Source organism: Salipaludibacillus neizhouensis, assembly GCF_002886185.1.
GTDB classification, from domain to species: domain Bacteria; phylum Bacillota; class Bacilli; order Bacillales; family Salisediminibacteriaceae; genus Salipaludibacillus; species Salipaludibacillus neizhouensis.
The window spans coordinates 2,942,870-2,957,332 of record NZ_KZ614146.1 but is presented as its reverse complement, the minus strand read 5'-3'; the positions used below and the strand labels follow the sequence as shown (position 1 = coordinate 2,957,332).

13 protein-coding genes are annotated in these 14,463 nt (G+C 37.1%); 11 read left to right on the top strand and 2 right to left on the bottom strand.

What is annotated here, in order from left to right; genetic code table 11:
• Window positions 1-42 precede the first annotated feature (42 nt).
• The 7 genes from CEF18_RS14055 to CEF18_RS14025 all read left to right on the top strand — a co-directional run bounded on the left by CEF18_RS14055 (window position 43) and on the right by CEF18_RS14025 (window position 7,971).
• On the top strand, window positions 43-1,068 hold the full coding sequence (locus CEF18_RS14055) for an ABC transporter substrate-binding protein (protein WP_110937048.1): 1,026 nt from the start codon (window positions 43-45) through the stop codon (window positions 1,066-1,068).
• Window positions 1,069-1,186: 118 nt separating this feature from the next.
• Window positions 1,187-1,837 carry a class II aldolase/adducin family protein gene (locus tag CEF18_RS14050; protein WP_110937047.1) on the top strand — a complete coding sequence of 217 codons (651 nt, stop codon included), beginning with the start codon at window positions 1,187-1,189 and terminating at the stop codon, window positions 1,835-1,837.
• Window positions 1,838-1,861: 24 nt separating this feature from the next.
• Window positions 1,862-3,352, top strand: coding sequence for a rhamnulokinase (locus tag CEF18_RS14045; protein ID WP_110937046.1), 1,491 nt, complete (start codon window positions 1,862-1,864; stop codon window positions 3,350-3,352).
• A 1-nt stretch (window position 3,353) separates the two neighbouring features.
• Window positions 3,354-5,138 carry an L-fucose isomerase gene (locus tag CEF18_RS14040; protein ID WP_223292306.1) on the top strand — a complete coding sequence of 595 codons (1,785 nt, stop codon included), beginning with the start codon at window positions 3,354-3,356 and terminating at the stop codon, window positions 5,136-5,138.
• A gap of 474 nt (window positions 5,139-5,612) precedes the next feature.
• Entirely contained in the window at window positions 5,613-5,813 is a 201-nt protein-coding gene (locus tag CEF18_RS14035; RefSeq protein WP_110937045.1) for a YjfB family protein, read from the top strand.
• A 239-nt stretch (window positions 5,814-6,052) separates the two neighbouring features.
• Window positions 6,053-6,838: a VOC family protein gene (locus CEF18_RS14030; protein ID WP_110937044.1), complete on the top strand. Its 786-nt coding sequence runs from the start codon at window positions 6,053-6,055 to the stop codon at window positions 6,836-6,838.
• Between the two features lie 233 nt (window positions 6,839-7,071).
• Window positions 7,072-7,971 carry a diguanylate cyclase domain-containing protein gene (locus tag CEF18_RS14025; protein WP_110937043.1) on the top strand — a complete coding sequence of 300 codons (900 nt, stop codon included), beginning with the start codon at window positions 7,072-7,074 and terminating at the stop codon, window positions 7,969-7,971.
• 140 nt (window positions 7,972-8,111) lie between these two features.
• On the opposite strand, the gene CEF18_RS14020 is transcribed toward CEF18_RS14025, so the two are convergent.
• On the bottom strand, window positions 8,112-8,570 hold the full coding sequence (locus CEF18_RS14020; protein WP_110937042.1) for a DUF1499 domain-containing protein: 459 nt from the start codon (window positions 8,568-8,570) through the stop codon (window positions 8,112-8,114).
• A gap of 238 nt (window positions 8,571-8,808) precedes the next feature.
• On the opposite strand from CEF18_RS14020, the gene CEF18_RS14015 reads away from it, so the two are divergent.
• Together CEF18_RS14015 and CEF18_RS14010 are read left to right on the top strand one after the other, a co-directional pair.
• Window positions 8,809-9,777, top strand: coding sequence for a calcium/sodium antiporter (locus CEF18_RS14015; RefSeq protein WP_110937707.1), 969 nt, complete (start codon window positions 8,809-8,811; stop codon window positions 9,775-9,777).
• A gap of 66 nt (window positions 9,778-9,843) precedes the next feature.
• On the top strand, window positions 9,844-10,308 hold the full coding sequence (locus tag CEF18_RS14010) for a GNAT family N-acetyltransferase (RefSeq protein ID WP_110937041.1): 465 nt from the start codon (window positions 9,844-9,846) through the stop codon (window positions 10,306-10,308).
• Between the two features lie 89 nt (window positions 10,309-10,397).
• On the opposite strand, the gene CEF18_RS14005 is transcribed toward CEF18_RS14010, so the two are convergent.
• A complete protein-coding gene (locus CEF18_RS14005) occupies window positions 10,398-12,074 on the bottom strand; it encodes a glycoside hydrolase family 13 protein (RefSeq protein ID WP_110937040.1) in 1,677 nt (558 codons plus the stop codon).
• Window positions 12,075-12,365: 291 nt separating this feature from the next.
• Between CEF18_RS14005 and cobO the strand changes: the two genes are divergently transcribed.
• Window positions 12,366-12,911 carry a cob(I)yrinic acid a,c-diamide adenosyltransferase gene (gene cobO / locus CEF18_RS14000; RefSeq protein WP_110937039.1) on the top strand — a complete coding sequence of 182 codons (546 nt, stop codon included), beginning with the start codon at window positions 12,366-12,368 and terminating at the stop codon, window positions 12,909-12,911.
• 21 nt (window positions 12,912-12,932) lie between these two features.
• The gene (locus tag CEF18_RS13995; protein WP_110937038.1) at window positions 12,933-14,459 is read left to right on the top strand and encodes a cobyric acid synthase; all 1,527 of its coding nucleotides are present in this window, start codon (window positions 12,933-12,935) and stop codon (window positions 14,457-14,459) included.
• Window positions 14,460-14,463 lie beyond the last annotated feature (4 nt).

The window sequence follows — 14,463 nt, the reverse complement described above, 5'->3', positions numbered from 1 at the left end:
ATTTAGGGGTTTAAAAATATAAATATTAAAGGGGAGAAAAAAATGAAAAAGTTAATTATGTTGATTATGGTTGTTTTGTTAGCTGGTTTTGTTGTTGCTTGTGGTGATAATGAAGAGACTGTTGACTCCAATTCAGCTGGAAATGAAGAGGGTGCTGAAGCAAATGCAGGTAACAATGGTGAAGAAGCAGAAGACGCGGAAACATATATAGCTATCGTTTCAAAAGGTTTCCAGCATCAGTTTTGGCAAGCGGTTCAAGAAGGAGCAGAGCAAGCAGCTGAAGAATTCAATGTCGAGATAACTTTCGAAGGACCTGATGATGAATCCCAAGTTGATGTTCAAATGGATATGCTACTAAATGCTTTAGATAGAGGACCAGATGCGATAGGTTTTGCGGCATTAGATAGTCAAGCATCCACCTCTCTTTTAGAAACAGCACAAGAAAGAGATATACCTGTAGTTGCTTTTGACTCAGGGGTAGATAGTGATATTCCAATTACAACGGCGGCTACTGACAATTATGCTGCTGCAGCATTAGCAGCTGATAAAATGGCAGAAAACATAGGTGGAAAAGGTGAAGTTGCCCTGGTAATTCATGACCAGACGAGTGTCACAGGTGTACAAAGAAGAGATGGTTTTATTGAAAAAATAGAATCTGATTATCCTGATATTGAAATAGTAGATACTCAATATGGCGGTGGGGATCACTTAGAATCAACAAATCTTGCAAAAACAATGATGCAGTCACACCCTGAGTTAGCCGGTATTTATGGTTCTAACGAAGGCTCTGCAGTTGGTGTAGTGAATGCAGTTAAGGAACTGGACCGTGCAGGAGATATTGTCATCATCGGATTTGATTCCGGGCAACAACAAATAGACGCCATTGAAAGTGGAGTTATGGTAGGAGCAGTTACTCAGAATCCAGTGGGTATTGGATATGAAACAGTGAAAGCAGCAGTTGATGCATTGAATGGAGAGGAAGTACCAGAACTTATTGATACTGGATTCCTCTGGTTCGATGCTGAGAATATGCAAGATGAAGAGGTTCAAGCAGCAATTTATGAATAAAACACTACAGGAGCTAGGGGCTGACATAACAGCCTCTTCCCTTAAATTTATACCCATTAAGAGACTATTTTTCTATTGTGAGAAAGTAATCGTAAATTAAAGAAAAGGAGACTTAACCATGTCTAATGTTAAAAAAGAATTGGAAATATACGCTCATAAAATAGTTGATAGTGGCTTAGTGGTAGGTGCTGGTGGTAATTTGAGCATGAGAGATGGAGACAATATGTATATCTCTCCCAGTGGATTTGATTTAAGAGAGATCTCTGAAATTGATTGGGTTAAAGTGGATATAAATACAGGAGAAGTTTATGGTGACTTAAAGCCCTCATCCGAATTAGAAATGCATTTAGAATGCTTCCGAAAAAATCCTGATATTTCATCTGTTTTACATGCTCACCCTAGTTATTCTGTGGCGGTTTCCTCAAGTGGGAAAGAGATTCCTCCAATGTTTCCAGATTTTCCAGCAATGGTGAAGAATATCACCTATATAGATTACGTCATCCCAACGACAGATGTGTTAGCAAAGGCTATTAGTAAAGTAGTAAATGATCACCAAGTAATTGTCATGAGAAACCATGGTGTTTTGACTACTGGGAAGACGATGAAAGAGGCCTACTTCTACATGCAGTTAACGGAAGAAGCTGCAAAAGTGTTTGCGATTGCTTCATCGGTAGGCGAGCCAAGAATTTTAAGTGAAGAAGAGTGCACAGACTTAAAAAATTTATCAGCTGAAACTTACCGATCCAGCTTATTAAAAAAGCAGCAGTAGCCTTATTCATTAGGAGTGAAAGAAATGAAGAAAGTTATAGCAATTGACTTGGGAGCTTCAAATGGAAGATTAATTCTTGCGACACTTTTTAACAAGAGTAAATTGGAAATTACTGAGATTCATCGTTTTTCAAACGAACCAATTCAGAAAAATGGTCATTTACATTGGAACATTTCCTATTTGTTTCACGAGATATTAAAAGGGCTTAGACTCTATTTAGAGGGTAATCCTGTAGCAATCGATGGAGTAGGTGTAGATACTTGGGGCGTTGATTTTGGACTCTTATCACAGGATGGAAAATTATTAGAAGATCCTTACTCCTATCGGGATACCCACACCGTTAACGTGATGGATGAAGTTCATGAAAAACTAGCTGAAAGAGAATTGTTTGAAAGAACAGGGGTGGAAGTTTCATCGATTAATACAATTTATCAATTGTATGCAATTTTCAAAGCCAGACCCGATTTACTAGAAAAGACTGCATCTATCTTAACACTTCCAAGTCTCATTAGTTATTTGTTATCAGGTGTGAAAACGAACGAATTCACACACGCATCTACTACACAGCTTTTCAATTTCAAAGATAAAAAGTGGGATGAATCTATCATAAGTAAATTATTTGGTAGACAACTACCATTTGCAGAATTGAATCCCACAAATAGTATTTTAGGATACTCAACTGAAACAATAAATCAGGAAATAAATTCACAAGCTATTCCAATTATTAATGTTCCAGGTCATGATACAGCTTGTGCATTGGCAGGGATGCCTATAGAGAATGGTAACTCAGCGTTTATGAGTTGTGGTACATGGGTGCTTATAGGAATAGAGGTTAAGGAACCGATTGTCTCCGAGAAAACCTACAATTATGGTTTTACTAATGAAGGTACCGTTAATGGAAATTATCGACTTCAAAAAAATAACATGGGACTTTGGTTGATTCAGCAATGTAAAAAAGAGTGGGAAGCCAATGGTGATAGTATTACGTATTTAGATCAAGATGAACTATTAGATCAAGCAACTCCCTTTCGATCTTTTATAGACCCAGATCATCGTTATTTTTTTAATCCTGCCAGTATGACGGAAGCGATCAAAGAATTTTGTAAGATGACCAACCAGCTTGAACCTATTTCAAAAGGCCAAGTTCTTCGGTGCATTCATGAAAGTTTAGTATTGAAATATAGGTGGGTGATTGAAAAGATAGAAGAGGTAACTCGTACGAAGGTACCATCTGTACATATGGGTGGTGGTGGTATTCAAAACAGATTTTTGTGTCAATACACCTCAAATGCACTTAACAGAATTGTAAAAGCAGGTCCAATTGAAGCAAGTGCAATAGGAAATGCTATCTCTCAATTTATTGCATTAGGTGATATTGAAAATATAACAGAAGGTAAAAATATTATTAAAAACTCTTTCGATTTGAACGAATATCACCCTCAGAATTTGCAAGAGTGGGAAAATGCATATGCTAGTTTTTCGCAAATATTATCAAAAAATAATGGAGGGGTTTAAATTGACGGACCAAAGATACGTAGGTAATTTACCTAAAATAGGAATTCGCCCAACAATTGATGGACGAAGAAGAGGTGTTAGAGAGTCTTTGGAAGAAACAACCATGAATTTAGCCAAATCAGTTGCCAATCTTATAACTGAAAATGTGTTCTACTATAATGGTGAACCTGTGGAAGTTGTTATTGCTGACACGTGTATTGGAGGAGTGAATGAAGCTGCCAGCACGGCAGAGAAATTTAGAAGAGAAGGTGTAGGGGTTTCGTTAACAGTAACTCCTTGTTGGTGTTATGGTACGGAAACGATGGATATGGATCCACATATCCCAAAAGCGGTATGGGGATTCAATGGGACAGAGAGACCTGGAGCCGTTTATTTAGCGGCTGTTCTCGCGGGATACAATCAAAAGGGGCTACCCACATTCGGGATCTATGGAGAAGATGTTCAAGACGCAGGAGATACGAGCATTCCTGAGGATGTTAGAGAAAAACTTCTTCGTTTTGCAAAAGCCGGGTTAGCTGTGGCGATGTTAAAAGGGAAATCGTATCTTTCCATGGGGGGTGTCTCAATGGGAATAGCCGGTAGTATTGTGCAGGAGGATTTTTTCCAGAATTATCTTGGTATGCGAAATGAGTACTTAGATATGTCAGAGTTTATTAGAAGAATAGATTTGGAGATTTATGATAGAGAAGAATTCGAGAAGGCATATAAATGGACAAAAGAAAAGTGTAAAATAGGTCCGGATAATAACCCAGAAGGTGCCCAGAGGACAGAAGAAGAAAAAGATGAGGACTGGAAGACTAGTATTAAAATGACTTTAATTGCACGTGATTTAATGGTAGGTAACCCTAAGTTGAAGGATATTGACTATGAAGAAGAATCGTTAGGTAGAAATGCTTTAATAGCAGGTTTTCAAGGGCAAAGACAGTGGAACGATTATTTTCCAAATGGTGATTTTATGGAAGCAATTCTTACCTCTTCTTTTGATTGGAACGGAAGAAGGTCCCCATATATGTTAGCGACAGAAAATGATAGTTTAAATGGTGTCTCTATGGCTTTTGGATACTTATTAACAAACACTGCCCAGCTATTTGCTGATGTAAGAACGTACTGGAGTCCGGATGCGGTAGAGAGAGTTACAGGACATAAGTTAACTGGGGCAGGAAAAAATGGTGTAATCCATTTGATAAACTCAGGACCGGCCGCGTTAGATGGAACGGGACAGCAAACAGTAAAAGGTGAAGCAGGTATAAAACCTTATTATGAGGTAACGGATGAAGAAGTTGAAAAATGCTTAGAGGCAACGTTATGGAGACCCGCGAATGTGGAGTACTTTAGAGGTGGGGGGTATTCCTCGGATTTCTTGACAAAGGGCGATATGCCAGTAACAATATGCAGGTTAAATATTGTTAAAGGATTAGGACCTGTATTACAGATTGCAGAAGGATACACTGTAGATTTACCTGAGAAGGTTCATAATATATTAGATAATAGAACAGATCCTACTTGGCCTACTACTTGGTTTGTTCCAAAATTAACAGGAGAAGGTGCATTTACAGATGTATACTCTGTTATGAACAATTGGGGAGCAAATCATTGTTCTATGAGTTATGGACATATTGGTGCTGACCTTATATCCCTAGCTTCAATTTTACGTATCCCTGTTAACATGCATAATGTCGAAGAAGAGAAAATATTCCGGCCAAACGCATGGAATATGTTTGGTACGAAAGATAAAGAAGCCAGTGACTTTAGAGCTTGTGATAACTTTGGGCCGATCTATAAGTAAAGTTGAGAGTTTTACAAAAGAAACATGAGGGAAAGCATTCCATTGCTTTCCCTTTTTTAAATGATAAGCTTATAAGTTGAAAGAAGGAACAGGAGAGAATAAAAACTTGAAGAGTTTGCCATTTGGATCAATCTTGATGCAGTAAAAAATAATAGACTGTTCAGTAATGATTTTGAGACATTTTACCGCCACGACGCTTTAACTATAAGTGGGCAAATTGATTTGGTTGTTGTGATGTTAATTGAAAGAGCGGAGAATATGAAAGAAATTTCTTCTTACTAAGTTTTGACCAACAAAATAATATCCATATTTAGGTAAAAAACTGTACTAAACTACAAATATACCCTCGTATCGTAATAATTATGTGTGTTAAAAATTAGAAAGTGGTACGATTATAGTAGTAAAATCCTTTTCTATACAACTTGTATTCTCTAAAGTATTAGTGAAAGGAAGACTACGTTTGGAGGTGTTTTTATGGATATTCCAGCTTTATCAATGGGAATGAGTCAAATGAATGTTCAACAGCAGGCAAGTCTGTCGTTGATGAAAAAAGCAATGGATACTTCAGATCAACAAGTAGATTTCGTTGCTGAAATGGTGGAACAGCCGTCCATTCAAAAGCTTGAGCAAGCCGCACAACCGCACTTAGGTGCGTCAGTAGATTTTAAAGCTTAATTTAACTTAGGAAAAAGGTGTGCCAAGGAGTTATTGGCACATCTTTTTTTAAGACTGAAATGCAGTTTTTCTTATCAGGTAAGCAGACGTTTCGTAATTTTTCCCTTAAAGCTTAGGCACTTCTCTATCCAATTTGGATAGAACGTGGTAAAATTTATAGAATATAAAGTAACAGAATCTTTAGATAATAAAAGAAACTATATTTAATAAATACTACGAGGAAAGAATGGGGTGGATCTATGTTACAGCATGTTAATGCGGTGGTACTGTCGGTTCGAAATATTACTATTTCAAAAGAATTTTATGAGCAAAAGTTAGGCTTTGAATGCATTGATGAAGGTGATATTCGTGGGCACCGTTATGCCAGATATATTGTGGGCGAAGGACTTGCAAATCTAGAATTAATAGAAGTAACAGAAGAAGAGTTTCTGTCGAAAGATCTTGAAGGGGAACTTTCCCCATTTAATTTCTATACTCAAACCGTTGACACTTGTTTTGATCAACTGAAGAAAAAAGGTGTGGAAGTATTTAATTTCAAGGAATCACCATCCGTATTTACATTTGATTTCAAAGATCCAGACGGAAATATTCTTAATGTTTGTGAAGAAAGAGATTATAAGAATCCTTTTTATTCATCAATTAAAGAGGCATACGAAGAAAATAGTGAACGTATTTTTGATGGGGTTGCAAGTGTTTTTCTTTCAACTAAAAATGTAGATAAATTAAGTGACTGGTTTCTTGAACTAGAGGGAATGAAGTTATTTGATGATTGGAATGATGGTAAAGGCTTAATTCTTCCATCAGGAATAAAAGGAGCTTCTATCGGAATTTTTATGGAAGAAGAAGCCAAAGTACGCACATCTATTTCAAAACCTAGTTCCATACCATTTATTTATTTTCAGTCTAACGAAATTGAGAAGGACTTTGAAAAGTTTAAACGAAATAATGTGAGTGTAACGGCATTAATACATGGATGCTTTTATTTTACAGATATAGATGGTAATTTATTTGGAGTTAGAGAATAATTTTAATAGACATGTTGAATTATCGGGGATTTTCTTATTTAAGACTTTCAACAATAGGAGTTATCCGAACTTTATAAAAACATTACTAAATAAAAGCGATCTGGCTTACCGGGAATTATCTCCGAGCCAGATTTTCTTTATTCATTTGTTAATAATATAGTTACCGTGGGCGATAGCGAATTTATTCCTATATGATTGAGAGGAGAATTTGTTAGTGAAGGGATTTGATAATCTTGCTTAAAGAATTATTTGTAAACTTGCGCGATGAATTCCAAACGTTTATTGATTGTATGACAGATGCAGTTTTTGTGATGCAAGTATCAGAAGATGGATTTATATATGTTGCTGTTAATAAAGAAGGAAAAAGCAGAGCAAACATAACAGAGGATGTTATTGGAAAAAGTTTATTTGATGTTCTTCCAGAAGATGTTGCTGCCATACTTCATGAACAATATGAGGAAACGTGTGTGGAGAATCGACCAATGAGTTATGAATTCAAACGAATAAACGGATGTGTGGATGAGTCTATATTGTCACCAATTACATATAAATCAAACAAGGTAGAGTTTGTCTTATGTATTACTAGAGATATTACCAAAAAGAAACTCTATGAAGAATATGTTGGCCATATGGCGTTCCACGATGCTCTCACAGGGCTGCCTAACCGAAATATGTTTAATAGAAAGCTAGAAGAAGAGTATTTACGATATATAGAAACAAAAGATCCTTTTACGATTATGTACTTAGATTTCGATGACTTCAAGCAAGTAAATGACCGTTTTGGGCACGAAGCAGGTGATGAACTGTTGCGTGAGTTTGCTATCAGACTAAAGAAATGTATGCGTTCTAAAGACACTATTGCTAGGATCGGTGGAGACGAATTCACTGTGTTACTTCCGACATTAAAAGACGAAGAACAAGTGAATGCTATTGCGTTAAGGATGATTCATTCAATGGATGAACCTTGGGTTTATGAAGATGAAAAAGTTTTTGTGACAATAAGTATTGGGCTAACTTGGAGCGATGAGAATTCAAATCTGGCTGAAATGCTAAAGCGAGCGGATCAAGCTTTGTATAAAACTAAAAACCACGGTAAAAATAATTTTACTTGGTATGAAGCAGATAATGGATGAAGGCTTCAGAAGGCATAAATAGGACACTGAAAAGAAATATCTTTTTTACAGTGCCCTTGAAAAGCTATAGCTGAGGACCTCACCGAAAGAAGGTGCCTAGAGGTTTCAAATGGTATCATATCCTTTAAAACGAAAATAGACTAACTGTTTGCCAAGTATTTTTCTCGAATGGCATCGTATCTTTTTCTATTGACACCAATATCGGAATAGCCGATTCTGGAAACAGAGTGGTAATCAATCTGCTGATTGACAGTGTCAAAGAGGAATTCTACATCGTCCTTGACTCGATGGTTTGGTGAAGTGAAAACCGCTGAGATATAATTTTCTTCAATATAGATTGAAACGACATCTATCTCCTGTTCAAGTAATTCTTGAATAATTTGTTTTGAACGATGAATATCACCTTTAAATGGCAGAGGTTCAATCTGTTTTTTTTCCCTTGAATGGGCAAGTGAAGGATTCGGAATAGATGAATCCTTTGGTAAAGCGACTTCTTTGTCCTCAAGGCCGCTTGGTGAGGATTCTGTTTTGGTTTTTTTTACGAAAACAAGTAAAATTGAAAATATTAGTGTAGACAAACCAATGAGATATTTTTTCATAATTGCTCCTCCGATACTAAATGTAACTCTATTTTATTATACATACCCTTTCTCGCTAGTAGTACTCATGATTTACTGGTTACGTAAAATAATATGTGAAAAAATCTCGTACTAGTTGTTTTGTAGTAGGAAAAACGTTTCTAAATAGGTTTAACATAAGTCTTAAGTATGGAATAAATAGTGATTTAGAGCAAATAATAAGACCTTCTAGTGACAAAAGACAGGAAGGTGTTTAATGATGGTCTATTTATTTCTGGTGTTAGGATTTTTATTACTCATTAAAGGAGCAGATTGGTTTGTTACAGGAGCTTCTGAATTAGCACGGATTTTTGCCGTTCCACCATTATTAGTTGGGCTAACGATAGTCGCTTTTGGTACAGGTGCGCCTGAAGCGACTGTGAGTATTATTGCGGCATTAGAAGGGAATCCCGGTGTAACAATTGGAAATGTTATTGGAAGTAACATCATTAATATCGCAGGAGTTGTAGGTATAACTGCTATATTATTGCCTTTAAAAGTTGAGGGACAGACAGTTCGTAAAGAGATACCATTTACACTCATTGCTAGTATTGCTTTGCTGGCATTGGTTGCGGATGTTGGGGTGGATGGAGAAGCATCTAATATGCTTTCACGCGGCGATGGATTAGTTCTGTTACTATTCTTTCTTATTTTCATGTATTATATTATTGAGTTAGCCCTGAACAGTCGAGATACCGCGATGGAATCGGGTGTCGAAAACAGATCTGCTAAGAGTGAAGCAAAATGGAAAAAAAGCAGTGTTTTTACCCTGCTAGGACTTGCGGCAGTAATTCTTGGTGGTTATTGGGTTGTAGAGAGCAGTACAGATATTGCTCTTCGATTCGGTATGAGTGAAACATTGGTAGGGTTAACGATTGTAGCTATTGGATCTTCGTTACCTGAATTTGTAACCTCCATTACTGCAGCATTGAAAAAATACAGCGATCTTGCTCTTGGTAATATTGTCGGCAGTTGTATTTTTAACATATTGTTTGTTCTAGGGGCATCCTCTATCATCTCACCATTGTTGATAGATGTTAAAATATTCACGGATACAGTAGTGATGATTCTTTTTACAGTGTTACTTCTAATATTTTCAAGGACTGGATGGAAAGTAGGAAGAGTGGAAGGTATCCTATTTGTAGTTTTTTATCTGGGATATCTTTTCTATATTATTCTAAGAAATTAATGAAGCCAAAAACATCCTAACAAGTTACGTTTAGAGATTTCAAATTCATAAAGGGGAGAGCTACATATGGATTGGTATATAAAAAAGTTCCATGACTTAACTACATTGGAGCTTTATCAAATTTTACATGAAAGGGTGAACGTATTTGTTGTTGAACAAGAGTGTCCATACCCGGAAATTGACAACAAAGATCAAGACTCGTATCACCTTTTTGCAAAGGAAAATGATGAGATTATAACGTATGCAAGACTTCTTCCGTTAGGTATAAGTTATGAAAAACAAGCATCCATCGGCAGAGTGTTAGTGAGACATGATTACCGTAATACAGGTTTAGGTAAAAAACTAATGGAACGTGGTTTGGAATTCTTGAAAGAACAGCTTCATGAAAAGGAAATCAAACTGCAGGCACAAGAATACGCGCAAAAGTTTTATGCATCGTTTGGATTCCGCCCAATCTCAGAGGTTTATCCAGAAGATGATATTCCACATATTGATATGCTATGGCAAGAAGAGGTGAAAAGAGAAGCTTAGAAAGGAAAAGCGCATCAGCCTAATAGGCTGGTGCGCTTAAGCGTTTTTGAAGCTAAACTTTCTAATCAGTTCTAGCTTAGCTCTAAGATCTAGGCTTTTCTTTTCAAATAAACTCTTGCCTCAAAGGGTTTCAAGGAAAGACTTCTCGTATCTTGGTGATCTGTAATTGGAAGGTTGTGTAACACAATTTCTTCACTGTTTATCGCGTTTTCTTTTGAATCAACTGACCATGTTGCTTCTTTATCTGTTAAATTAGAAATGATAATTGCAGTTTGACCATCAAGTTGACGTTTGTAAGAGAAAATATGCTCATCCTTTGCTAACAGTAAGTCATAAGAACCGTAAGTAAAGATAGAATTACGTTTCTTAAGTTGAATCATATCCTTGTGAAACTGAAGGATGGAGTTTTTATCTTGTGACTGTTTTTCAACATTTATTTCCGTAAAGTTCGGATTAACTTTGATCCAAGGACTTCCCTCAGAAAAACCAGCGTTCTTTTCACTAGACCACTGCATTGGAGTTCTGCTGTTATCACGAGATGTATTTGCAAGCGTATGGATGATATCTGTTTTTTCCACACCTGCTTCCATCTGTTCCTGATATAAATTTTTTGCAGCGACATCGCGGTAATCTTCAATGGACTGGAAATAACTATTAGTCATTCCGATTTCTTGACCTTGATATATAAAAGGAGTACCTTTCATAAAGAAGTACATAGTCGCAATTGAAGTTGCGCTTTCACGCCAATATTCTTTGTCATTCCCCCATGTTGAGACAACACGTGCTTTGTCATGATTTTCAACGAAAAGAGCGTTCCAGCCGTCGTGGTCCAGGCCTTTTTGCCAGCGAGTCAGAACTTTCTTTAAACCAGGAATATCCAGACCCACATCTGGATTTGAGTCCCAAAGGTCAAGGTGCTCAAATTGAAAAACCATGTCCATTTTTCCAGTTTTACCAACCCATAAATGCGCCTCATCTACACTCACACCATTTGCTTCTCCAACGATTAATTTGTCGTCGTATTTTGCATAGGTTTGATCCTTGTATTCTTGCAAAAATGTATGGATTCCTTTTTGATTCATATGCATGTCAAAGGAAGATACATATTTTTTATGGAGAGGGTTAGGCATATCTGGAAAACCAGGTCTTTTTTTAATATGACTAATTGCATCTATCCTGAATCCGTCAACTCCTTTATCGAGCCACCAATTAACCATGTCATACAGGGCGGAACGTACTTCAGAATTTTCCCAATTCAAATCAGGTTGTCTTCGAGAAAACACGTGAAGAAAATATTGATCCGTTTTTGAATCATACTCCCATGAAGACCCACCAAATATGCTTTCCCAGTTATTCGGCTCTTTTTCTTTTTTTCCGTCGCGCCAAATGTACCAGTCACGTTTAGGATTGGTTTTAGATGTTCGGGATTCTATGAACCAAGGGTGTTCATCGCTTGTATGATTCAATACGAGGTCAATAATTAATCTGATTCCTCGCACATGACATTGTTCAAGAAGCTCATCAAAATCAGCCATTGTGCCAAAATCCTCTAAGATATCCTGATAATCAGAAATGTCATATCCATTGTCATCCAAAGGTGATTTGTACATAGGACAAATCCAAATAAAATTAATACCAAGGTCCTGTAAATAATCCAATCGTTGAATAATACCTTGAAGATCGCCAATCCCATCCCCATTACTATCTTGAAAACTACGGGGATACACTTGGTATCCAACAGCTTCTTTCCACCAAAATCTCTCCATTTTCTCCACCTCGTATATTCTATAATGTAGATTTATTTTTTAAATTATATAAAAGTGGAATTCTTTCAATATAATTTGTGCAAACGGTTTTCCACACTATTATCATACCGAAGCTTAAGCAGAAATACAATCTTGTTTCACTAAACTTCATAATAAAGTGTTGATGATATTACCTAATCCAACTACAATTACTTTAAGTTTTGGAAGTGCAAACAATAAGTTGTATGCAAGAGTTAGTTATAAGATAGAATGAACTTATACATTTAGTATATAATTTTAGGAGGCAAAAAAATGAATGAACAGAAAAAACACGGTTTGACCCTCGTTTTTACGGGGCACGGAAAAGGTAAAACAACATCGGCCTTAGGACTGGCTCTTCGAAGTATCGGGAGAGGAATGAGTGTTGGAATTTTTCAATTTATCAAATCGCCTGAGCGATCTTACGGAGAGCAAATTGCATTAAAAAAACTTGGCGTAGAAATGACACAACTCGGCATTGGGTTCACATGGACTAAAACACCGGAAGAACATCGGGAAGCGTTAAGAATCGGATGGCCTAAAGCGAAAGCTGCGGTAATGAGTGGAGAATATGATGTCGTTATCTTGGATGAATTAAATAACGCGTTAGCATTGGAAAAGTTTCCAATTGACGATGTGTTACCTCTCACGGAAGTGATTGATATGATCAAGAACAGACCTAATCATGTTCACCTCGTGATTACGGGAAGAGATGCAAAAAAGGAGATCAAGGATATTGCAGACCTCGTTTCAGTTATGGAACCAGAAAAGCACTACTATGATGAAGGTATTCCAGCAGTGAAAGGGATTGAATTCTAAAAAGTGAAAGGAGGACTCACGTTGGATAAATGCCAACCTCTCATGGTTCAAGGAACGCATTCGGATGCGGGGAAAAGTATTGTCGTTACTGCCTTATGTCGGATTTTTGCCGATAAAGGCTTTAAAACGGCTCCGTTTAAATCACAAAACATGGCATTAAATTCGTATATTACACTGGACGGAAAGGAAATTGGCCGTGCTCAAGGGGTTCAGGCTGAAGCGGCAAGGATTGTGGCTTCAACAAATATGAATCCAATTTTGATTAAACCAACTGGCGAAAGTCGGTCCCAAATAGTTGTTCATGGAAAGCCATACCGAAACATGGAAGCCGGTTCTTATCGAACAGACTTTTATGAACAAGGATTAATGCTTATTCAGAAATCTTACCAAGCGTTAACCCAAGAGTATGAAAGGATAATTATAGAAGGAGCAGGAAGCCCGGCAGAGGTAAATTTAAATGATCGAGAGCTTGTCAATATGCGTGTGGCAAGGATGACAAATGCCCCAGTTGTCTTAGTTGGCGATATAGACAAGGGAGGGGTATTCGCTAGTCTGGTTGGTACATTACAGCTTCTTGATCCTGAAGACAGAAAACGCGTTATTGGAGTAATTATCAACAAATTCAGAGGTGATCTTTCATTATTGGAACCAGGATTAAAATGGTTTGAAGAATACACAAGCCTTCCAGTCTTAGGAGTGATTCCTCACGTAAAAGATTTGAATATTGAAGCGGAAGATTCCGTCGTTTTAGATACATATACAGCATTAAAAGATACGACAAAGGATATCGATATCGCGGTTATACAATATCCGAGAATCTCTAATTTCACAGATATTGATCCACTCTTTCAAGAGGAAGACTGTCATGTTCGGTTTGTGAAAACGAAAGAGGAAATTGGACAGCCGGATTTGATCATTATGCCTGGAAGTAAAAATACAATAGAAGACCTGGAATTTCTTCGTACACTAGGTATGGTCGATGAGATTATCACCCTTGTGGAAACAGGCAAAAGCTCGATTATCGGCATATGTGGAGGGTATCAAATGCTGGGGGAGAAAATAGAAGATTCATTTGGGATTGAATCAGCCACGAAAAAAACGAATGGGTTAGGGTTGATCAAAGGGTTACATACTCAACTCTTAGAAGAAAAGGTGACGATTCTGTCAGAAGGAAATGCACGATACTCCAATCGTGAACTTCCTGTAAAAGGATTTGAAATACATATGGGTGATTCCACATATGAGGACAAACATTCATTACCGTTTATACAATTAGCAGACGGTCGTCAAGATGGTTTTATTCAAGCAGATCAACGCTGTATAGGTACGTATTTCCATCATATCTTTCACAATGATTTATTACGGATAGAAATTCTAAACGATCTAAGAACCAGATTAGGTTTACCACCTATCCATGATAGAAAGCCGTTCGAGGCTATCAAAGAAAAAGCCTTCTCAGATTTGGCCATGGTTGTTGAAAAAAGTCTGGATATGGCCTTGATTGAAAAGAAGATGAAAGAGTTTTCGGATTCGGAAAGGGACAACTAGGATG